This is a genomic window from Actinophytocola sp. (genome assembly GCF_036378875.1).
Lineage (GTDB): Bacteria > Actinomycetota > Actinomycetes > Mycobacteriales > Pseudonocardiaceae > Actinophytocola.
In genome coordinates this window covers 117,521-139,185 of the sequence record NZ_DASUVO010000045.1, presented here as the reverse complement: position 1 = coordinate 139,185, position 21,665 = coordinate 117,521, and the positions used below count along the sequence as shown (strand labels likewise).

The window sequence follows — 21,665 nt, the reverse complement described above, 5'->3', positions numbered from 1 at the left end:
GGGAATATCCACCGTGGCCAAACAGATCACATCCCCTTCGGTGGCACGACCTGCAGGTAGATCCCCGTGATCACCACGTTGATCAGGAACAGCAGCAGGAACGTGATCACCACGGTCTGGTTCACCGCGTCGCCGACGCCCTTCGGGCCGCGCCCGGGATTCAGCCCGCGGTAGGCGGCGACCGTGCCGGCGACGAACCCGTACAGCACGGCCTTCAGCTCCGACACCCACAGATCGGAGATCTGGGCCAGCGCGTTGAACGAGGCCAGGTACGCGCCGGGCGTGCCGCCCTGCATGACCACGTTGAAGTAGTAGCCACCGACCACACCGACGACGCTGACGAGACCGTTGAGCAGCACCGCGACAATGGTCATACCAAGCACGCGCGGCACGATGAGCCGCTGGATCGGTGACACGCCGAGGACCTCGAGCGCGTCGATCTCCTCGCGGATCGTGCGGGAGCCGATGTCCGCGCACATCGCCGAACCACCCGCACCCGCCACCAGCAGCGCGGTGATGAGCGGGCTGGCCTGCTGCACGATCGCGAGCGCGCTGGCCGCGCCGGTGAACGACTGGGCGCCGATCTGTTGGGTCAACGAACCGAGCTGCAACGCGATGACCGCGCCGAACGGGATCGACACGAGCGCGGTGGGCAGGATCGTGACGCTCGCGAAGAACCAGCACTGCTGGATCAGCTCACGCCACTGAAAAGGGCGGCGTGGGGTGTTCCGCACGATCTCCCACGCGAGCGTGGACATTCGACCGACCTGGGCGAGGGCACGCACAGGCGCGGCACGCACTTCAGCACCATTGCTCAATTGCCATCACCTGTGTAGTCCAACGAGCGGGAACCCTCGTGGTTACCCGAAACTCGACAGCGAATGTGCCGCTGTCACACCCCCGTCCGCGACGAACTCGGCGCCGGTGCAGTACGAGCTCTCGTCGCTCGCGAGGAACACCACCAGCTCCGCGATCTCGGCAGGCTGGCCGACGCGTTTCATCGGCACCTTCTTGCTGGCGAAGGAGAGGTCGACCGGCTGTCCGCCGAACGCGGTCGGCAGCAAGCCGGTCTCGATCATGCCGGGGTGCACCGAGTTCACGCGTACGCCCTTGTCCGCCAGCTCCAGTGCGGCGACCTTCGTCATGCCGCGGATCGCGAACTTGCTGGCGGTGTAGGCGGTGAGGAACGGCGCCGCTCTCAACCCCTCGATGGAGGACACGTTGATGATCGAGCCGGCGCCGGCCTCGACCATGCCCGGCACGACCGTACGCATGCCGAGGAACGTGCCCACCTGGTTGATCTGGACGATCCGCATGTAGTCGGCGAGCTTTGTGTCCTGCAACGTCGAGAAGTGCAGGACGCCGGCATTGTTGACGAGCACGTTCGGCGGCCCGTACACGTCGGTCACCTCGGCGACGGCCGACGTCCAGTCGTCCTCTTCGGACACGTCGAGGTGGCGGTAGTGCGCGCCGATCTCCTCGGCGAACGCCTTGCCCTCCTCGTCCTTCACGTCGGCAACGACAACCTGTGCGCCCTCGGCGACGAACCGCCGGGCCGCGGCCGCGCCCTGTCCACCGGCCGCACCGGTGATGAGCGCGACCTTCCCCGACAACCGACCCACGAAGGCTCCTTTACATCAGCTCGTCGCCGAGCGGCATCAGCACCGTCTTCAGTTCGGTGTAGGCCTCGAAGGAACTCTGCCCGCCCTCACGGCCGAGACCGGACTGCTTGAAGCCCCCGAAGGGCAGGTGCGGCTCGACCTGGAACCCGTTGATCCCGACCGTACCGGCACGCAACCTGCGCGCCAACCGGAACGCACGCCTGGCGTCCGTTGTGTACAGTCCAGCGCCCAGGCCGTAGTCGGTGTCGTTGGCGATCCGCACCGCCTCGTCCTCGTCGGTGAACGGGATGACCGTCAGCACCGGGCCGAAGACCTCCTCACGGGCGATCTCCATGCTGTTGTCGACATCCGCGAAGATGGTCGGCTGCACGAAGTTGCCCGCGGCGAGGTCGCCGTCGGCACGCTCACCGCCGCACACCAGCCGGGCGCCGGACTCGCGGCCACGTTCGATGAAGCCGAGCACCCGGTCCAGCTGGCGGCCGTTGATCAGGGCACTCGCCGTGGTGGACAGCTCGAACGGGTCGCCGTAGTTCACCGCGCCGGCCATCATCTGCGCGGCGCCGAGGAACTGGTCGTAGACGTCCCGGTGCACCAGTGCCCTGGTGTGCGCGACGCAGGCCTGACCGGACAGTCCCATGGTGACGGTGCCGACCGTGGTCATCGCCGCCATGCCGATGTCGGGCGCGTCCGGGAAGACCAGCGTCGGGCTCTTGCCGCCGAGCTCCAGCGACACCCGCTTGAGGGTGCCCGCGGACGCCTCGACGATCCGCTTGCCGACCGTCCTGCTGCCCGTGAAGCTGATCTTGTCGACCAGCGGGTGGGTGATCAGGGCCTCGCCGGTCGGGTTGCCCGGCCCGGTGACCACGTTGACCACACCGTCCGGCAGGCCGGCCTCGGACAGCAGCTCCACCATGCGCAGCACCGCGAACGACGCGAACTCCGACGGCTTGAGCACGACCGTGCAGCCGGCCGCGAGCGCCGGGCCCAGCTTCTGCGCGAACAGCATGAAGGGCGCGTTCCACGGCAGGATCGCCGCCACCACGCCGATCGGCTCGCGGTAGGTCATCGCAAGGTGGTCACCACCCTGGTACGGCGGCAGGGTCTGACCACCCAGCTTGTCGACCCAGCCCGCGTGATGGGTGAAGATGTCCGCGGCGACCTCGACCGAGCCTGCGTAGATGTTGGTGCTGAACATGATCGGCACGCCGTTGTCCAGCGCCTGCAGGTTGCGCAGTTCCTCGGCGTGTTCCCGCAGCAGCGACGCGTACTTCAGCAGCACCTGGATTCGGGTCTGCGCCCTGGCGGTCGGCCAGCTGCCCTCGTCGAAGGCGCGGCGCGCGGCCTTGACCGCCTCGTCCACATCGGACTCACCGGCCACCGGGACGGTGGCGATCGCCTCGCCGGTGGCCGGGTGGTGGTGGGTCCAGATGGCGCCGTCGCCCGCCGGCCGCCACTTCCCGTCGATCAGCAGCAGCCCGTCCGTGAGACCGATCTTGTCCCGGTGAGCAACCAGGCTCAGCGTCATTGATCCTCCTCGAGCATCATCAGCTCAGTGGCGGAAAAGGTCTTCTTCGGGTCACGATCGGCGAAGTAGCCGCCGAGTGCGGTGTCCAGCGACTCATGAGTCCACTGTGGATCGTCGAACCGTGCCTCGACGGTCGGCGGCGCCAGCAGCGCGACCATGCCGCCGTAGACGACGAACACCTGTCCGCTGATCTTCTCCGCGGCAGGAGAGGCGAGGTAGGCGACGAGCGGGGCGACGTGTTCCGGGGACAGGGGATCCACGTCTCCCTCCGGCGCGTCGCCGAACACACCGGCGGTCATCGCGGTTCGGGCACGGGGGCAGATCGCGTTGGCCTTCACGCCGTAGCGGGCGAGCCCTCGGGCGGTCGCGAGCGTCAGCGCGGTGATGCCGGCCTTGGCCGCCGCGTAGTTCGGCTGCCCTTCGGAGCCGAACAGGAACGCCTCGGACGCGGTGTTCACCACCCGCCCGTAGGTCGTGCCGCCGTTCGCCTTGGCCTGCCCGCGCCAGTACGCGGCCGCGTTGCGGGACAACAGGAAATGGCCACGCAGATGCACCCGGACGACAAGATCCCACTCGTCGTCGGACATGTTGAACAGCATCCGGTCCCGCAGCACACCCGCGTTGTTCACCAGGATGTGCAGGCCGCCGAACCGGTCGACGGCGGTGGCCGTGATCTCCTTCGCGACGTCCGAATCGGACACGTCGCCACGCACCAGCACCGCCTTGGCGCCCAGGGACTCGATCTCGTCGACCACGTCGCTGTCGGCCACGTCGTTGACGACCACGTCGGCGCCGGCTCGGGCGAGCGCGAGTGCCTCCGCCCGCCCGAGCCCCGCGCCCGCACCCGTGACTACCGCGACCTTCCCGTCCAAAGTCATGACTGGTCCGCCTCCCCGGAATTCAATGTGTTGGTTGCGTTGGCGGAGGGAGGGTTCTGTTTGGTCACGTACTTGTGGCTGGCTTGCGTCACGTTCCCCTGAGGTGCGGCTGCGAAGCACTCGGCCTGGTGTGACCTCGAGGTTGACAGAGGGTTTCTCATGTCAGAACGTCACAATCTGCCGGATGACGTTGGCCCCGTCCTTCAACGCCTGCAGGCCGTCGTTGATCTCGTCGAGCGTGATCCGTTTGCTGATCATGCTGTCGAGGTCCAGCCGGCCGGCCCGCCACAGCGACAGCAGGCGCGGGTAGTCGCGGCGCACGTCCGCGCCGCCGTAGAACGAACCGAGTAGGCGCTTGTCGTGCAGGAACAGCTCCTGTGCACTGAACTGGACCATCGCGTCCCCGCGGCCGGCGCCGACCACGACGGCCGTGCCGCCGCGACGGGCGTTGTCCCACGCGGCCCGAATCGTCCCGGCCGCGCCGACGACGTCGAACGCGTAGTCGAAGCCCTGGCTCTCGGTCAGCGACGCGTGCAGCCCCGCGACCTCGTCCGGCGTGACGGCGTGCGTCGCACCGAAGTGCCTGGCCGCCTCGTGCTTCTCGGTCAACGGGTCGACCGCGACGATCCGCGACGCGCCCGCCAGCCGCGCACCCTGGATCACCGAGATGCCGACGCCGCCGCAGCCGTACACGAGCACGGTCGAGCCGATCTCCACCTTCGCCGTGTTGATCACCGCGCCGACCCCGGTCATCACCCCGCAGGCGACGAGCGCGGCGATCTCGAACGGCACGTCGTGCGCGATCTTGACCGCACCCTCGACCGGTACGACCAGCTCCTCGGCGAACGTGCCGGTCCCGGCGTAGCCGAACACGGGCGTGTCGCCGATCTTGAAGCGCGGGTTCATGAACGCGGCGATCGCGTGGACCGCGCACAGGTGCGGACGCCCACCCACACAGTTGACACAGTTGCCGCACGGCGGCACGAAGGTGAGGACCGCGTGGTCGCCGGCCTCGAACTCGGTGACGTGCGAACCGACCTCGACGACCTCGCCGGCGCCCTCATGACCGACGATCCCCGGCGCCAGCGCGGGCAGCGTGCCGTCCATGGCGGACAGGTCGCTGTGGCACACGCCGGTGGCCCGCACCCGAATCCTGATCTCACGCGGACCGACATCGGTGGTGGTGACGTCGTCGCGCAGCTCGAGTTTGGTGTCCCCGATCTGGTTGAGAACTGCCGCCTTCATCGCCGGACCTCCTCGATTGGCTCGGACTCTAGTACATTCTTAGAACGTGTTCTAGTAGCGAGCGAAGCGAGCCAATTCAACACAGGGAGTGCGGATGCACATCGCCTATACGCCTGAGCAGGAGGCTTTGCGGCGTGAGCTGCGGGCGTACTTCGCCGACCTGATGACCCCCGAGCGGCGCGACGCGCTCGCTGCCGGCGGTGACTACGGCGACGGCGACGTGTACAAGGAGGTCGTGCGGCAGATGGGTGCCGACGGCTGGCTCGCGCTCGGCTGGCCGGAGGAGTACGGCGGGCAGGCCCGGCCGATGCTCGACCAGCTCATCTTCACCGACGAGGCGGCCGTCGCCGGGGCGCCAGTGCCGTTCCTGACGATCAACACGGTCGGCCCGACGATCATGAAGTTCGGGACCGAAAACCAGAAGCGGTTCTACCTGCCGAAGATCGCCGCGGGCGACCTCCACTTCTCGATCGGCTACTCGGAGCCGGAGGCCGGCACGGACCTCGCGTCACTGCGGACCAGGGCCGTCCGCGACGGCGACGACTGGGTCGTCAACGGCCAGAAGATGTGGACCTCGCTGATCCAGTACGCGGACTACGTCTGGCTGGCGGTACGCACCGACCCGGACGCGGCCAAGCACAAGGGCCTGTCGATCCTGATCGTGCCGACCGACGCGGAGGGTTTCTCGTGGACGCCGGTGCGGACGATGTCCGGGCCGACCACGAGCGCGACGTACTACCAGGATGTTCGGGTGCCCGCCGAGAACCTCGTCGGCGAGCTGAACAAGGGCTGGCCGCTGATCACCAACCAGCTCAACCACGAACGGGTCGCACTGACCTCGTCGGCCCCGATCCGCGAGGCACTGCGGGCCGTACGGGAGTGGGCGCAGGAGACGAAGCTGCCGGACGGGCGGCGGGTGATCGACCAGGAGTGGGTGCAACTGCACCTGGCCCGCGTGCACGCGAAGGTCGAGTTCCTGAAACTGATCAACTGGAAGATCGCCTGGGGCGTGAACAAGGGACTCAACCCGGCTGACGCGTCGGCGACGAAGGTGTTCGGCACCGAGTTCGCGACCGAGGCGTACCGGTTGTTGATGGAGGTGCTCGGCACGCAGGCGTACGTGCGGGCCGGTTCGCCTGGCGCACTTCTGCGCGGACGGATCGAACGAATGCATCGGGCCGCGTTGATCCTGACCTTCGGCGGCGGGACGAACGAGGTGCAACGCGACATCGTGGCGGCCGTCGGTCTCGGCATGCCTCCGGCCCGGCGATAGCGGAGCGACGGAGCGGGCCCCGCCTGGACTGACGAGCACGGAGGCCCGGCGAGGAACGAGCCCGGGGCATCCGCGCGCAGGAGGGAAGGCGGGGTCTTGAGCGGAGGAGCGAAGCCGCCAATGAAAACAGAGGTGAATTGTTAGTGGACTTTTCATTTGATGAAAACTTCAGCGATCTTGCCGAGTTGACTCGGACGATCTGCGCGGATCACGTCACGCCGGCGCGACTGGCGGAGATCGAGGCGACCGGCGACCGGTTCGACCGTGCACTGTGGACGGACCTGGCGAAGGCGGGCGTGCTGTCCGCCGCGCTGCCCGAGTCCGTCGGCGGCAGCGGACTGGGGCTACTGGAACAGTGCGCCGTGCTCGTCGAGCTCGGCCGAACTGTCGCACCAGTGCCGTATTTGTGCTCGATCGTCCAGAGCGCGGCGGCCATCGCGGAGTTCGGGACCGACGCACAGCGGGCCGAGTGGGGCGCGCCGGCAGCGGACGGCACGGTGGTGCTGACGGCCGCACTGTCCGAAGAGGTCGGTGACGATCCGACACGTCCCGTCACCGTGGGCGAGCGTGCAAGTGCATCTGCACAATGGCGTCTGCACGGGACGAAGGTCGCCGTTCCCGCTGGTCCGGTCGCGGATCTTTTCCTTGTGCCGGCCGATACTTCCGCTGGGCTCACTGTGTTTCTCGTCACTCCGAACGACTCCGGAGTGACCGTCCGGCGCCAGGAGATCGTCGATGGCGACGCCGAGGCGGTGCTGGAACTGGACAACGTTCGACTCGAAGAAGATCGCGTACTCGGCTCGCCGGGCGACGGCGCGGCCGTCGTCGACTGGCTCACGACCCGCGGGACGGTCGGCCTCTGTGCGCTCCAGGCCGGGGTCTGCACGGAAAGTCTGCAGATGACAGCCGCGTATGCAACTAGCAGAGTGCAGTTTGAGCGTCCCATCGCGACATTTCAGGCAGTGGGTCAACGCCTTGCCGACAGCTACGTGGATGCCGAGGCAATTCGGCTGACACTGTGGCAGGCCGCTTGGCGACTGTCCAAAAATCTCCCTGCCCACAATGAGATCGCGACGGCGAAGTTCTGGGCGGCGGACGGCGGTCATCGCATAGCGCACGCGGCCGTGCATGTTCACGGCGGTATGGGTATTGACGTGGACTATCCGTTGCACCGATATTTTGTTGCTGCCAAACGCATCGAGTTCAGCCTTGGCGGTGCGACCACACAACTGCGCCGCATCGGCGCCAACCTGGCCGCGGAGCCGGCCTGAAGGAGGTTCGCATGGCCGCGCCTGGGGATCCGGTCCCCACTGTCACGGAGCTGTTGCTCGCGCGCGCGGACGATGTGAACCCCGGTCTCGTGTTCGAGGGCCAGCGATGGTCCTGGAAGGACCACGTGCAGGAGTGCGCGGACCGTGCCGCGTTGCTGCGGTCCTTGCGACGGCCCGGTCCGTTCCACATCGGCGTGCTGTTGGACAACGTGCCGGACTTCTCGTTCCTCCTCGGCGGCGCCGCGCTCGCCGGCGCGGTGCTCGTCGGCCTCAACACCAGCCGCCGCGGCGAGGCGCTGGTCCGGGACGTCAAGCAGGCCGACTGCCAGGTCGTGCTGACCGACAGCCGGTACGTGGAACTGTTGCAGGGCTTGGACGTCGGCGCCCGCGTGCTGGACATCGACTCCGCGGCGTGGCACATGACCACCTACCGCCACCAGTACTCCCCGATCGAGGCGGCGGAGGTCACCGCGGACGACCTGCTGATGCTGATCTTCACGTCGGGCACGAGCGGCGAGCCGAAGCCGGTGCGGGTCACCCACGGCAAGATCACCATCCCTGGCCGGTTGCTCGCGGAGCGGTACGAGCTCGGCGCCGACGACACGGTGTACGTGTCGATGCCGATGTTCCACTCGAACGCGATCATGGCCGGCTGGGCCGTTGGTCTGGCGGCCGGCGCCCGGCTGGCACTGCGCAGAAGGTTCTCGGCAAGCGGTTTCCTGGCCGATGTCCGCACGCTCGGCGTGACCTACGCCAACTATGTCGGCAAACCGCTGTCGTACATCCTGAGCACCCCGCCGGAGAAGGACGACGCCGACAACCCGCTGAAGGTCATGTTCGGCAACGAGGCGAACCCGGCCGACGTCGTCGAGTTCGCCGAGCGGTTCGGCTGCCGGGTGGTCGACGCGTACGGGTCGACCGAGGGCGGGATCACCGTGGTCCGCCCGCCGGAGACCCCGGCCGGCTCGCTGGGTCAGCTGGACGACACGCTGGCGGTGCTGGACCCCGACACCGGCAAGCCATGCCAGCCGGGCGTGGTGGGCGAGCTGGTCAACACGGCAGGCGCCGGGATGTTCGCGGGCTACTACAACGACTCGTCGTCGGACGCGGAGCGCCTCCGGGACGGCATGTTCTGGAGCGGTGACCTGGTCTACCGCGACGAGGAGGACTTCGTCTACTTCGTCGGCCGCACGAGCGAGTGGCTGCGGGTGGACGGCGAGAACCTCGGCACGGCGCCGATCGAACGCGTCCTGCTGCGCCACCCGGCCGTGGCGGAGGTGGCCGTCTACGCGGTGCCGGACCAGGCCGTCGGCGACCAGGTGATGGCCGCGCTCGTCTACCGGGAGGACTTCGACCCGGTGGCCTTCGCCTCGTTCCTCGCCGCCCAGTCCGACCTGGGCCCCAAGCAGGTGCCGCGGTTCATCCGGCTCACGGCCAGGCTCCCCCGCACGGCCACGTTCAAGGTGCTGAAGCGCACCCTGTCGGCCCAGCGCTGGCGGACGCCGGACCCCGTCTGGTGGCGCCCGGGACCCGAACTGGTGTACGAGCCGTTGACCCCATCCAGCGACCCGATCCGGCTCGACTGGGGCGCCCGCTCCGTGCGACCCTGAGGTCATGCCTGACACACCGGAACCCACATCTCCTGAGACCGAGACAGAGACACCGCAGGAGGATGTGAAGGCCGCCTTCCGCGCGGCGCTGGAGCGCAAGCAGGCGAGCAACCGCCAGGGCCAGGAACACGCGGACTCGCGTTCCAAGGTGGACCACGCCCACGGCCCCGCCGCCGCGAAGCGCACGTTCCGCCGCAAGAGCGGCTGATCACTGCCATAGGGGCCGACCGTGTGGTCGGCCCCTTCATGTTCCCGGCTGTACGAGCCCCGTCTCGTACGCCCAGATCACCAGCTGTACGCGATCCCGTAGCCCGAGCTTCCCGAGCACCCGTGTCACGTGCGTCTTGGCCGTGAGCGGGCTGATGACCAGCCGTTCCGCGACGGCCGCGTTGTCAAGGCCGCTGGCCACGAGGCCAACGACCTCCAGCTCCCTGGCGGTCAGCGTGGCCGGCGCCGGCACGGCCCGTGGCGCCGGCCGTCCGACGAAGGAACTGACCACCCGGCGGGTCACGCTCGGTGACAGCAGCGCCTCCCCCGACGCCACCGCCTCGATGGCCGTGCGCAGGTCCCTCGGCTCGACCTCCTTGGTGAGGAAACCGCTTGCTCCAGCACGAAGCGCCGCGAACACGTGCTCGTCGGTCTCGAACGTGGTGAGGATGATCACTCGGCACCTCGGCTGTTCGGCCACGATCCGTGCCGTCGCGGCGATCCCGTCCATGCCCGGCATCCGGATGTCCATGAGCACGACGTCCGGGGTCAGCGTCCGTGCCGTCCGCACGGCCTCGTCGCCGGTCGACGCCTCCCCGACCACCCGGAACGGCTCACGCCGCAGCAGACTGCGGAAGCCGGCCCGGACGAGCGCCTGATCGTCGGCGAGCAACACGGTGATGGTCACAGGGGCAGTCTCGCGGTCAGCTCGAACCCGTAGCCGTTCGGCCCGGCCCTCAGGATCCCGCCGAGGGCTTCCACACGCTCACGCATGCCGGCGATCCCATGTCCCCCCGGCGCGGTGGGCAAACCGGAACCGTCGTCCACTACGGACACCGTCACCGCCGCCGTCTCCCGCGTGACCGTCACCGTCGCGGCCGACGCTCCGGCGTGCTTGAGCACGTTCGTGAGCCCCTCCTGCACCACCCGGTAGGCGGCCAGCGCGACCGGCGTCGGCAGCCCGGCCAGGTCGCCCGCCAACCGCACCGGCAGCCCGGTCGCCGACGTCCGTGTGACCAGTTCGGCCAGGTCGGGGGCGTCGTCCGGGTGCGGCTCGGCGCGAAGCGTGCCGATCAGCGACCGCAGGTCCGCCATGGCCTGCCCACGCACCGACTGCGCCAGCCGCAGCGCCTCCCGCGCCTGTCCCGGGTCCTCGTCGAGCGTGTCGACGGCCACGTTGAGGTGGATGCCGACGACGGCCAGCGTGTGTGCCACCACGTCATGCAGCTCCCGGGCGATGGCCAGCCGTTCCTCGGTCACCCGGTGCCGGGACCGCTCGGTGTAGGCGTACGCGCCGACCATCGCCAGCGCGAGCCACAGCGCCTCGACGCCCAGCCACGCCTGCGACGGCACGAACGGCGTCATGGCGGCGATGTTGACCACGCCGAGCCCGAGCGCCCACCGGTACTGGCCGGCGAGCACGACCGTCACGTACGCCACGGTCGCCGGCCACACCCAGCCGGGCGTGCCCAGGTCGGTGCCGCCGAAGCCGCAGAGCACCACCACCGAGCCGGCCAGTACCAGGACCGGCCAGCGCCGCCGCGCGAGCAGCAGCACCCCGAGCCAGGTGGCGAGCGGGACCGTGCCGCCGTGGGAGAAGTCGCCGGTGATCGCGGCGCCCGTGAGCACGGCCACCGAGGTCAGGGCGGCGAGCGCCAGGTCGAGTCGCATGGTGCGCATCATGTCCGCCGCAGCGTCCGCGCGGCCAGCACGAGCCAGCCGAGCTCGGCGACCAGGAGCAGCCGCTCGACCAGGCCCGCCACGTGACCGAGGTGGTCCGGCCCGTCCCCCATGACCTCGACGGTCCCGACGGCGAGCAGCACGACGAGTACGGCCGCCACCAGCCCTGGCCAGGCGGGCACGTCCCGCCGCAACCGCCACGCCGCGACCGGGATGGCGACGAACGCGGCCCAGCCGCCGATGCCGTGCACCAGCGTGGCGAGGGACTGGTCGTCCCACTGCCCGTACGGCTGGGTCGGCACGAGCCCGGCGACCACCAGCCCGGCCCCGAACACCGCGACCGCGGCGCGGCGGCGCAGGTGGGGCAGCAGCGCGAACGCGGCCACGGCGCCGGCCAGGATGAGGACCGTGACGAGCCACCCGGCCCGCGCGTGGACGAAGTAGCTCGCCATGTGCGCGGCCGGGTACAGCACCGGGTGGTCGAGGTTGAGCAGGTCGACGAGCAGGAGCGCGGCGAGCGAGGTCGCCACGCCGAGGTAGACGAGGATCATGCCGGAAAGCCTGTCCGGCAGGCGGTTTCGGCGCGTCGTACCAACCGACGCACCTCGGGGTACACCAATTGGTGTACGTCAGGCCCGCATCGTGAACAGGAGATAGGCCGCGAGCGTCGGGCCGTCGGCGATCACGCCGTCGCGGAGCATGCGCTCCATTTCCTTGCGGGGGAACCACTCCTGCCGCATGTCCTGCTCGGTCGGCTCCCGGTGCGGTTCGCCCGGCGTCAGGTCGGTCGCCAGGAACACGTGGCAGCTCTGGCCCGTCATGGCGTTGGCCGGGTTGAGGTGACCGAGCCGCTCGAGCCTGCCTGCCGTGAACCCCGTCTCCTCCGCCAGTTCCGCCGCCGCGAGTTGTTCCGAAGTGCCTGTCACGCCGGCCGGGAAGGAGCCGGACGGGAACTCCCACGACCTGGCCCCGACCGGGTACCGGTACTGCTCGACCAGGTGGAACCCGTCGTTCTCGAACGGCACCACCACGGCGAAGTCGTGGGCGTCGACCACCGAGTAGAGGCCCTGTGACCCGTCGGCACGCAGCACCTGGTCTTCGCGCAGTGTCAGCCACGGGTTCTCGTACACGACTCGGGAGGACAGTGTCTTCATCCGGGCATTAGCCCAGAAAAACGCCCCGGGGGACAGCAGGCACATCCCCCGGGGCGTGTCCGGTCGGTCAGCCGCCGATCTGGTAGGCCCGCAGAACGGTCTGTCGCACGGTGTTGCCGGCCGAGTCGGTCGCCGTGGCCCGCAGCGACGCGTAGCCGGTCGCCGGGTGGTTGACACCGACCGTCCAGTGGTCACCACTTCGCCGGGTGGTGGTCGGTTGCCAGGTGCGACCGTCGTCATAGGACACCTCGGCCGAGAACGCGGTGACGGTGGCCGCGCCGTCCTGCCGCTCGACATAGGCGGGGAACGAGAACCTCCGACCGCCCGGCGCCCGGTTGTCGACGCCGACCGCGGGGTCGAACCGGGCGGTCAGCAGCGGCAACGCCTTGGCGTCGCCGACATTCGACGAACGGAAGGTCCACTCCGCGTTCACCGTCGTCCACAGTGGCCAGTTGGGGTCGTCGGCGCGGGTGCTCTCGGCGACCAGCCGGTAGGCCCCGTCCTCCGCCGGCACCGGGATGCTGGCAAAACTCGGATCCGGCTCACTCTTCACGAGCGTGCCGTCCCGGTAGAGGCTGATCGACCCGGTGACACCCTCCATGGGACCAAGCAGACGCGGCCGGCCGGCGGAGTCGCCGAACATCGGCAGCGCCATGTCGAACACACCGTCCTTGCGCCACGCCCACGGCCGCCACCCCTCGCCGGAGTAGACCTGGGTGAGCCCACGCAGCGACGGACCCGCGACCGCCTTGTTCCACGAGATCTCGTTGCGCTTTCCGGCCGTGAACTCCCGCGTGTCGCCGAGGCTTCCTCGCCAGGCCGAGCTCCAGTGGAGATCCCAGGTGCCCGGCGTGAAGTACTCCTTGCGCACCTGCCCCGACGCCGCGAACTCGCTCCAACCGGTGCCGAAGGAACGGCCGAAGAAGTGCGGAGACGCGGCGTAACCGACCTTGGCTGGGGCGTTGTCGTGGTACGCGGTGCGCACCTCCGCCAGGTCACGGGTCTTCGGCCGGTGCACCTGCGGCGTCGTGACCTGTCCCTCGACCCCGTAGCCCAGCTCGTAGCGGAGGGTGGACATCGGCCTGCTGACATACGTCGCCGCCGCGCCTCCGGCCCTGACGTAGCGGACGAACCGCGCCGCTGTCTCACTGTTCACGCTGAACATGACCGGCAGGGCCAACGCCGGGGGTTCCCCGCCGCCGCGCAACGCCGCGCTCATGACCTCGCTGGTGAAACTCAGCATGGCGAGGGTCCCGCCCGCGGCCTTGACGTTGGCGACACGCTCGACGATGTCGGTGTAGTCCATCCCCACGGGCAGGTCGAGCACCACCATCCGGCCGCCGGCGTCGATCTCGGCCAGTTCCTCCGGTGTACCGCTGCCGCCGTACACCGCGGGCGTCGTCACGGTGCCGGCCGGGGCCGGCTCTTCGAGCCAGTCGGCCCGGATCTCGAACCGCTGCCCGTCGTCCGCGCTGAGCACCAGCGTCGGCTCGACCGCCCGCCGTGCCTGGCCCATCGCGAAGGTGTCCGACCTCGTGCCGGGCACCGTCGCCGCGAACGTCTCGTGGAAACGCGGGTCGACGTCGAGGGAGAAGGCGGCCGCGCAGTCACAGACGCGGAGTTTGTTCAGTGCCGTGAGGTTGTACGTGCCTCCGCGTGCCGCGGCGTTGTCCGGCTCGGCCGAGAACCGGGCGCCGGTCCGGGCGTCCAGTACCTGGGTCGTGTCGGCGTCGAGGACGAGTTCCGGATAGGTGATGAGGGTGTACGAGGGCTCACCGCCCTGACGGGGGGTCAGGATGACGCCGTTCACGACGTACCGACCGCGCGGCAACCGGTACGTCTCCGACCCGCCCTGCACGGAGTGGGCGGTGTCCAGGTTGAGGATCGCCACCGAGACGTGCTGCGCGGGAGCGCCGTCGCGATCGACCGCGGTGATCGTGACGTCGTACATCTCCTCCTCCTGGCGCACCGACAACGCGGTTCGGGTGGTGACCGAGCCGCCGGTGGCGGTGAGCACGCCGGAGTAGGTGCCCGGCTTGCCGTCCTGTGCGGTCACGGTGATCTCGACCGACGCGCTGTCGCCGGCCGGCACGGTGACGCTCCGCGCGGACAGCGCGAACAGTCCGGCCGGGGCCGGCTGACCGTCGGTGCCGGTCAGTCCGGCGCTCAGGTCGAGGGTCACCGGTTCCGTGCCGGCGTTCTGCCAGGTGACGGTCTGCTTCTTCTGGGCGCCGACGTTCGGCCACGGCAGGAAGGCCGAGACGGCGCCGGTCGCGACGACCGACGTGCGCGTGGCGCGGGCGAGGTCCACCCGGCCAGCGCCGACGCCGAACGGTCCGGCGCCGTCGATCGCGACGGCACTGCTCACCAAGGCGTCCTTGAGCCGGTCCGGTGTCCAGTCCGGGTGCTGCTGCGCCACGATCGCCGCCGCGCCCGCCATGTGGGGCGAGGCCATCGACGTGCCGGACAGTCGTTGGTAGGCGTCGCCGACCGGCTCGCCCTCCGGCGCGACACCGTCCGGCCTGGCGGCCACGATCCCGTCGCCCGGCGCCGCGATCTCCGGCTTGACGGCGCCGTCGCCACCGCGGGGACCCCTGCTGGAGAAGCGACTCAGAGTGTCCTGTTTGGTCACACTGGCCACGGCGAGCGCGGCGTCGGCCGCCGCCGGCGCGGCCACCGACCCGTCCTGACCGAAGTTGCCCGCGGCGACCACGAACAGCGTGCCGTACTCCTTGGTCAGCGTGTTCGCCGCGGCCGACAACGGATCCGTGCCGTCGGTGCCCGCCACACCGCCGAGGCTCATGTTCACGACCTTCGCGTCCGTCTCGGCGGCCGCCCACTCCATGCCGGCGATGATGCTGTCGAAGCTGCCGCTACCGGTGTCGTCGAGCACCTTGCCGACCGCGAGCGTGGCGTCCGGCGCGACGCCCTTGTACCTGCCCTGTGACGCCGCGCCCGATCCGACGATCGTGGACGCGACGTGCGTGCCGTGCCCGGCGCCGTCCTCGACCGAGCCCTTGCCGGAGAAGTCCTTGCTGAGGTCGACCTTGCCGGCCAGGTCGGGGTGGTCGGTGTCGATGCCCGTGTCCAGCACCGCGACACGCACGCCGCGGCCGGTCAGACCGCTCTCCCACGCCGTCGGGGCGCCGATCTGCGGCACGCTCTCGTCGAGGCTCGCGTGCACCTTGCCGTTGAGCCACACCTTCCGCACACCGGCGGACCTCATCTGCTGACCGGCGGCCAGTCCGGCCCAGAACTGGGCCGTGTCGGTCTTCTGTGTGTCGAGGGCCGCCATGGCGAAGTCCGGAAGCGCCCGCCGCACGGTGGTGCCGGCCGGCGGCGCGGCGCGGGTGACCGCCGCGCGATCCGCGTACTGCACCAGCAGCGGCACGGCTTTGGTGTGCGCATCGTCGTAGCCCTGGCGGACCAGACCGGTGACGTTGAACAGTTCGCGGTCCAACAGTCCGGACTGGATCAGACCGGCCGCGTCCGCCGGCACGACGTAACTGTCGCCGTCCCGCGTGAACTCCTGGAAGGGCACGGGTCGCGCGCGTCGGGCCGGTTCGACCCGCAGCCCGGTCGTTCCCACCGAGACCCGGTCACCGGTGATCAGCGTGACCCAGCTCCGCGCCGCCTGCCCTGGACCGTCGCCGGACGGCGCGGCTCGAGATGGTGTGCCGCCGGGTGGTCCGACCAACAGGAACGCGGCGGCCGCGGCGAGCATGGCGCCGACCCATGGCGATCTCTTTCTCATGCACCTCACCGTGACACGCACAGGTTCGGCCACCGTCCGCGTCGTGTGCGGATTTCGTGACAAGATCACGACAACGGCTATCGTGCGGTCATGCCGCGAGTTCTTCTGGTCGAGGACGACGACGCGTTGGCCGAGGCGCTCTCGGTCGGGCTCGGCGGGCTTGGCCACGAGATCCGGGTGGCCAGCACCGGTGAGCAGGCGCTGGACACGTTGTTCGGCCCCGGTCCCGCCATCGATGTCGTGCTGCTCGACGTGATGCTGCCCGGCATCGACGGTTTCGAGGTCTGCCGCCGTGTCCGGGCGAAGAGCATGGTGCCCGTGCTCCTCCTGACCGCCCGAGGCGATCCGATCGACGTGGTCGTCGGGCTGGAAGGCGGCGCGGACGACTACGTGATCAAGCCGTCCGAGCCGCGGATCATCGACGCGCGGATGAAGGCGGTGCTGCGCAGGGTGGTCCCGACGCCGACGCGTGAGCCGGCTCTGCGGGTCGGCGCGCTGGCGATCGACAGTGCCGCGATGCTCGTGACCAGGAACGGCGCCGAACTGCACCTCACGGCCACCGAACTGCGGCTGCTCCTCGAGTTCGCCCGGCATCCGGGTCAGGTGCTGAGCAGGCAGGCCTTGCTCAAGCAGGTGTGGGACTACGGCTACGTCGGCGACTCCCGGATCGTGGACGCCACCGTGGCGAGGCTCCGCGCCAAGATCGAGGACGACCCCGCCAACCCGTCGATCCTGCGGACCGTGCGCGGGCTCGGCTACCGCCTGGCCCAGCCGTGAGACCCGGGCTGCGCACACGGATCACGCTCGTGATCGTGCTCATCACGATCACCACCGCAGCCGGGATGGGCATCGCCGCGTACCGCCTGCAGACCAGCACGATCGAGGGTCGCTTCACCGCGTCGGCGAACGCGGGCTTCACCTCGGACCTCGCCCAGGTGCGGGACATCGCCGTGGGAGCAACGGACGCGTTCCAGGCCGCCGCCGACTACATGAACGGCAGGCGCGGCATCGACTGGGTGCTGTACGACCTCGCGACGACGTCCTCTCCGCAGGCCGACAGGACGGCGACGGGCTTTTCCTCGATGTCCGCGCCGCTGAAGCGGATCTCCGACGACCTGCCGACCGAGCTGATCAACGAGGCCTTCCGGACCGGGAAGGCCAGCGCCGAACTGCCCGCCGTCGCGGGCCCACCGGTGCTGGCGTTCGTCGCGGTCATCCCGCCCGACATCGTGCTCATCGAGTACTACGACCTGGCCGCGATGCGACAGGAGCTCACCGTGCTGCAGCGCGACCTCGCGGCGATCGCCCTGGGCGTCACGGTCGTCGGCCTGGTCGCGGCGCTGCTCGCCGCGAGTGGCATCCAGCGGCCGGTGCGCCGGGTCGCGGCCGCCGCACGCCGTCTGGGCCAGGGCGAGCTGGACATCCGCCTCCGGGTGCGCGGGCGGGACGAGCTGGCTGACCTCACCCGCTCGTTCAACACGATGGCCGGCAGGCTCGGCGCGTCGATCGAGCAGCAGCGGCGGTTCATCGCCGACGTCACCCACGACCTGCGCACACCGGTGGCGGCGATGATCGCGGTGGTCGACAGCCTGGCGGACGCCGACCCGGAGGCGCGGGCCCGGTCCGCACGGCTGCTCGGCACCCAGACCCGCCGGCTCGCGCGGCTGGTCGAGGACCTGCTGGAGATCTCCCGTTTCGACGCTGGTGTGGCCGACTTCCGGCCAGAGCCGGTCGACCTCCGTGCACTGCTGATGGACGCGGTGGAGGTCAGCGCCAGCAGCGCGACGGTCGTCGGGGACGCGACCGTGACCGCAGACCCGCGGCGGCTGCACACCATTGCCTGCAACCTGCTCGTGAACGCCAAACGGCACGGCGCCGAACCGGTCACCGTCACGATCGACACGACCGCGCCGGAGGGGGTGACCGTCCGGTTCGCCGACTGCGGCCCCGGCGTGCCGGCGGATCTCATGCCGATCCTGTTCGACCGCTTCGTCCGCGGCGACCGGTCCCGCACGTCCAGTCTGAGCAGCGGGCTGGGCCTTGCCATCGCACGGGAGAACGCGCTCGTCCACGGCGGCCGGCTCGAGGTGCACAACGAGGGCGGCGCCGTGTTCACGCTCACTCTTCCGCGCGCATCCGCAGAAGCAGATAGGCGGCCAGCGACGAGTCGTCCGTGATGACGCCGTCGCGGAACATGCGCTCCACGTCCTTGCGGGGGAACCACTCCTGCCGCATGTCCTGCTCGGTCACCTCGCGGCGCGGCTCGCCCGGCGTCAACTCGGTCGCCAGGAACACGTGGTAGCTCTGGTTGGTGATGCCGTGCGCGGTGTTGAGGTAGCCGAGCTGTTCCAGCCGGCCGGCCTTGAACCCCGTCTCCTCCTCCAGTTCCGCGGCGCCCAGTTCCTCCGGCGTGCCGGTCACGCCCTGTGGGAAGGCGCCCTGGGGGAACTGCCACCGGCGCTCACCGAGCGGGTACCGGTACTCCTCCACCAGGTGGAAACCGTCGTTCTCCATCGGTATGACCAGCGCGAAGTCGGGTTTGTCGAGCACCGAGTAGATGCCGCGCGAGCCGTCCTCGAACTCGATCTCGTCCTCACGCAGCGTCATCCACGGGTTCTCGTACACGACCTTCGAAGAAACAGTCCGGATCACACCTTCAGTCTGGCGCGTGCCTCCTCGATCTCGGTCAGCAGGCTCGCCATCACCTCGGCGACCGGGCGGACCTCGTTCATGCGACCGACGATCTGCCCGACCGGCATCGCGACGACGTCGGGGTCGCCGCCACGCATCATGCGCAGGTGCGCCTCGCCGACGAGCAGGTTCTGCAGCGGCATCGGCAACGGCTCTGGCGCGTCCGGCTCGGTCCACGCCTGCGTCCACTTGTTCTTCAGCAGACGGGCCGGCTTGCCCGTGTAGATGCGGGCACGCACGGTGTCGCTGGAGCTGGCCCGCACCAACGCGGTCTGAATTGGACTGTCACCGAGCTGGTACTCCGCCGTGGTGAGCCAGTACGAGCCCATCCACACGCCGGACGCGCCGAGAGCATGTGCCGCCAGCACCTGGCGGCCGCTGCCGATACCGCCGGCGGCCAGCACCGGCACCTGGTCGCCGACCGCGTCGACCACCTCCGGGACGAGCACCATCGACGCGATCTCACCGGTGTGCCCGCCGGCCTCGTAGCCTTGCGCCACCACGATGTCCACGCCGTTGTCGACGTGCCGTCGTGCGTGGGCCGCGGTGCCGGCCAGGGCGGCGACCGGCACGCCGTGCTCGTGCGCCTGCTCGATCACGTCGACCGGCGGGGAGCCAAGCGCGTTGGCGATCAACGAGATGCGGTGTCCCAACGCGACGTCCACATGCGACCGTGCGACGGAGTGCAGCCAGCCGAGGACACCCGCGCTGTTCGCCTCGTCCCCCGACAATGGCGGCACACCGAGCTTCAGCAGCGTTCGCTCGACGAAGTCCTTGTGTCCCTCGGGAACGAGCGCGGACAGGTCCGTCGACGTGCCCTCGGTCGGGATCTTGGCCGGCATGACGATGTCCACACCGTACGGTTTGCCGTCGGTGTTCTCGTCCATGTAGTCCAGCGCGGCGTCGAGGTCGGCCGGGTCGTTGAACCGGACGCAACCGAGCACACCGAGCCCACCTGCCCGGCTGATGGCCGCGGCGACGTGTTCCGACGGCGTGAACCCGAAGATCGGGTACTGGATGCCAAACTTCTCAGACAGTGTTGAATTGGTCGCTGCGCTCATCCGCCCAGCCGCCTCCTTCACTACGCTCCCGCAGCGACATTGGCCGCCTTCCACGCCGGTTCGTTCTCTTCCGCGTACTTCTTCGCCCAGGGATAGTCGGGTTTTCCGCTCGGCGCGCGGCCGATCTGCTCGACGGTCCAGACGCTGCGTGGCGTCTTGTACCCGGCGACGTGCCCGCGCACGTGCGCGTCGAGTGCCGCGAAGTCGATCTCGCGACCCTCCCACGGCTGCACGAGCGCCGCGACCCGCTGCCCGAGCCGCTCGTCCGGCACACCGACCACGAGCGCGTCGTACACGTCCGGGTGGGACTTCAGCGCCGCCTCGACCTCCTCGGGGAACACCTTCTCGCCGCCGGTGTTGATCGAGACGTTTCCCCGGCCCAGCAACGTGATCGTGCCGTCCTCCTCCAACCGGGCGTAGTCGCCGGCCACCACGTACCGCTCGCCGTCGACCTCACGGAAGATCGTCGCGGTCTTCTCCGGGTCCTTGTAGTAGCCGACCGGCACGTGCCCGCCACGCGCGAGCCAGCCGACCTCACCCGGCGCGGTCTTCTGGTTGTCGTCGTTGATCACGATGGTCTTGGGGCCGCTCTTCACCCTGGGCAGGCTGGAGTCCACCTTGGTGCCCTTGAGGATCAGGCCGATGCCCTGGAAGCCGGACTCCGACGAGCCGATGGCGTCGGTGATCACCGCGTTCGGTGGCAGCACCTCGAGGAACTGCTCCTTCACCGACGGCGAGAACAGCGCGGCGTGGCTCGAGAACGCGAAGACCGAGGAGACGTCGTAGCCGCCCTCGCGGAGCGCCTCGAGCAGCGGCCGCGCCATCGCGTCGCCGACGATCGTCATCACCTGGACCTTGTGCCGTTCGACCGCCTTCCACACCTCGTGCGCGTCGAACTGCGGCAGCAGGACCACCTTGTCGCCGGCGAACAGCGAGGGCAGCGTCGCCCACTGGGCCGCGCCGTGGATCAGCGGCGCGCACGGGAGCCGGGTCATGCCGCCGGACTCCTTGCCCTTCTCCGACTGCGTCCACTCGTCGGCCAGGTGCTCGCCGGTGTAGAAGTCGATGCCGCCGCCGAGCGTGCGCCAGACGTCCTCGTGGCGCCACATGACGCCCTTGGGGAAGCCGGTGGTGCCGCCGGTGAACAGGATGTAGATGTCGTCGGGGCTGCGTTCGTCGAAGTCCCGGTCGGTCCGCTGGGCCGCGAGCGCGGCCTCGTACTCGACGCTCCCGGACTCCAGGTCGGTGCCGTCCTCGATGACGATCGTGTGCCGGACACCCGGCGTGTCCGGCAGGACCGCGGTCACCTTGTCGGAGTAGCGCCGTTCGTGGACGACCGCGACGAGATCGGCGTTGTCGAACAGATATCGCAACTCGTTCTCGACATAGCGGTAGTTCACGTTAACCGGCACCGCGCGCAGTTTGTACACGGCGAGCAACGTCTCGATCGCCTCGATGGAGTTGCGCGTGTAGAACCCGACGTGGTTGCCGTGCCCGATACCCTGTTCGGCCAGGTGATGGGCCAGTTGGTTGGCACGCCCTTCCAGCTCGGCGTAGGTCGCCGTGCGGTCGCCGCACGCGATCGCGACCCGGTCCGGAAAAGCGTCGACTGCATGCTCGAAGAGGTCCGCGATGTTGAGGGCCACGGGACTAAACTAGAACGTGTTATCGTTCCTGGCAATGCCCTTCTCGGA

At 69.5% G+C, this 21,665-nt stretch carries 19 protein-coding genes; 6 read left to right on the top strand and 13 right to left on the bottom strand.

The window, feature by feature from the left end:
• Positions 1-26: 26 nt before the first annotated feature.
• The 5 genes from VF106_RS12275 to VF106_RS12255 form a co-directional block, all read right to left on the bottom strand.
• Positions 27-758, bottom strand: a complete 732-nt coding sequence (locus tag VF106_RS12275; protein WP_330839820.1) for an MlaE family ABC transporter permease — start codon at positions 756-758, stop codon at positions 27-29.
• Between the two features lie 102 nt (positions 759-860).
• Positions 861-1,622 carry a glucose 1-dehydrogenase gene (locus VF106_RS12270; protein ID WP_330839774.1) on the bottom strand — a complete coding sequence of 254 codons (762 nt, stop codon included), beginning with the start codon at positions 1,620-1,622 and terminating at the stop codon, positions 861-863.
• 10 nt (positions 1,623-1,632) lie between these two features.
• Positions 1,633-3,147 carry an aldehyde dehydrogenase family protein gene (locus tag VF106_RS12265; RefSeq protein WP_330839773.1) on the bottom strand — a complete coding sequence of 505 codons (1,515 nt, stop codon included), beginning with the start codon at positions 3,145-3,147 and terminating at the stop codon, positions 1,633-1,635.
• Positions 3,144-4,025: a 3-oxoacyl-ACP reductase gene (locus VF106_RS12260; RefSeq protein ID WP_330839772.1), complete on the bottom strand. Its 882-nt coding sequence runs from the start codon at positions 4,023-4,025 to the stop codon at positions 3,144-3,146. The genes VF106_RS12265 and VF106_RS12260 overlap by 4 nt, the downstream gene beginning before the upstream one ends.
• A 162-nt stretch (positions 4,026-4,187) precedes the next feature.
• Positions 4,188-5,270 carry a Zn-dependent alcohol dehydrogenase gene (locus tag VF106_RS12255; RefSeq protein WP_330839771.1) on the bottom strand — a complete coding sequence of 361 codons (1,083 nt, stop codon included), beginning with the start codon at positions 5,268-5,270 and terminating at the stop codon, positions 4,188-4,190.
• A gap of 94 nt (positions 5,271-5,364) precedes the next feature.
• Between VF106_RS12255 and VF106_RS12250 the strand changes: the two genes are divergently transcribed.
• The 4 genes from VF106_RS12250 to VF106_RS12235 all read left to right on the top strand — a co-directional run bounded on the left by VF106_RS12250 (position 5,365) and on the right by VF106_RS12235 (position 9,632).
• Positions 5,365-6,543 carry an acyl-CoA dehydrogenase family protein gene (locus tag VF106_RS12250; protein ID WP_330839770.1) on the top strand — a complete coding sequence of 393 codons (1,179 nt, stop codon included), beginning with the start codon at positions 5,365-5,367 and terminating at the stop codon, positions 6,541-6,543.
• A gap of 143 nt (positions 6,544-6,686) precedes the next feature.
• On the top strand, positions 6,687-7,814 hold the full coding sequence (locus VF106_RS12245) for an acyl-CoA dehydrogenase family protein (RefSeq protein WP_330839769.1): 1,128 nt from the start codon (positions 6,687-6,689) through the stop codon (positions 7,812-7,814).
• Between the two features lie 11 nt (positions 7,815-7,825).
• Positions 7,826-9,424 carry a long-chain-fatty-acid--CoA ligase gene (locus VF106_RS12240; protein WP_330839768.1) on the top strand — a complete coding sequence of 533 codons (1,599 nt, stop codon included), beginning with the start codon at positions 7,826-7,828 and terminating at the stop codon, positions 9,422-9,424.
• Between the two features lie 4 nt (positions 9,425-9,428).
• Entirely contained in the window at positions 9,429-9,632 is a 204-nt protein-coding gene (locus VF106_RS12235) for a DUF5302 domain-containing protein (protein WP_330839767.1), read from the top strand.
• Positions 9,633-9,668: 36 nt separating this feature from the next.
• Here VF106_RS12235 and VF106_RS12230 read toward each other — a convergent pair whose 3' ends face one another.
• The 5 genes from VF106_RS12230 to VF106_RS12210 form a co-directional block, all read right to left on the bottom strand.
• Positions 9,669-10,319, bottom strand: a complete 651-nt coding sequence (locus tag VF106_RS12230) for a response regulator (protein ID WP_330839766.1) — start codon at positions 10,317-10,319, stop codon at positions 9,669-9,671.
• The gene (locus VF106_RS12225) at positions 10,316-11,302 is read right to left on the bottom strand and encodes a sensor histidine kinase (protein ID WP_330839765.1); all 987 of its coding nucleotides are present in this window, start codon (positions 11,300-11,302) and stop codon (positions 10,316-10,318) included. Before VF106_RS12225 ends, VF106_RS12230 begins: the two co-directional genes overlap by 4 nt.
• Positions 11,303-11,310: 8 nt before the next feature.
• Positions 11,311-11,862 carry a DUF998 domain-containing protein gene (locus VF106_RS12220; protein WP_330839764.1) on the bottom strand — a complete coding sequence of 184 codons (552 nt, stop codon included), beginning with the start codon at positions 11,860-11,862 and terminating at the stop codon, positions 11,311-11,313.
• A gap of 78 nt (positions 11,863-11,940) precedes the next feature.
• On the bottom strand, positions 11,941-12,465 hold the full coding sequence (locus tag VF106_RS12215; protein WP_330839763.1) for an NUDIX domain-containing protein: 525 nt from the start codon (positions 12,463-12,465) through the stop codon (positions 11,941-11,943).
• A 67-nt stretch (positions 12,466-12,532) separates the two neighbouring features.
• Positions 12,533-16,219, bottom strand: a complete 3,687-nt coding sequence (locus VF106_RS12210) for a S8 family serine peptidase (protein WP_330839762.1) — start codon at positions 16,217-16,219, stop codon at positions 12,533-12,535.
• A 90-nt stretch (positions 16,220-16,309) separates the two neighbouring features.
• Here VF106_RS12210 and VF106_RS12205 point away from each other — a divergent pair, with 90 nt between their 5' ends.
• Positions 16,310-16,996 (top strand): winged helix-turn-helix domain-containing protein, encoded by a 687-nt coding sequence (locus tag VF106_RS12205; protein ID WP_330839761.1) that lies wholly within the window; start codon positions 16,310-16,312, stop codon positions 16,994-16,996.
• 35 nt (positions 16,997-17,031) lie between these two features.
• Positions 17,032-18,396: a sensor histidine kinase gene (locus tag VF106_RS12200; protein ID WP_330839760.1), complete on the top strand. Its 1,365-nt coding sequence runs from the start codon at positions 17,032-17,034 to the stop codon at positions 18,394-18,396.
• Here VF106_RS12200 and VF106_RS12195 read toward each other — a convergent pair.
• The 3 genes from VF106_RS12195 to VF106_RS12185 are packed head-to-tail and all read right to left on the bottom strand — an operon-like array spanning position 18,338 to position 21,617.
• Positions 18,338-18,868, bottom strand: coding sequence for an NUDIX domain-containing protein (locus VF106_RS12195; protein ID WP_330839819.1), 531 nt, complete (start codon positions 18,866-18,868; stop codon positions 18,338-18,340). The genes VF106_RS12200 and VF106_RS12195 overlap by 59 nt on opposite strands.
• Positions 18,868-19,971: an NAD(P)H-dependent flavin oxidoreductase gene (locus VF106_RS12190; RefSeq protein ID WP_330839759.1), complete on the bottom strand. Its 1,104-nt coding sequence runs from the start codon at positions 19,969-19,971 to the stop codon at positions 18,868-18,870. The genes VF106_RS12195 and VF106_RS12190 overlap by 1 nt, the downstream gene beginning before the upstream one ends.
• 20 nt (positions 19,972-19,991) lie before the next feature.
• Entirely contained in the window at positions 19,992-21,617 is a 1,626-nt protein-coding gene (locus tag VF106_RS12185) for an acyl-CoA synthetase (protein WP_330839758.1), read from the bottom strand.
• Positions 21,618-21,665: the final 48 nt, after the last annotated feature.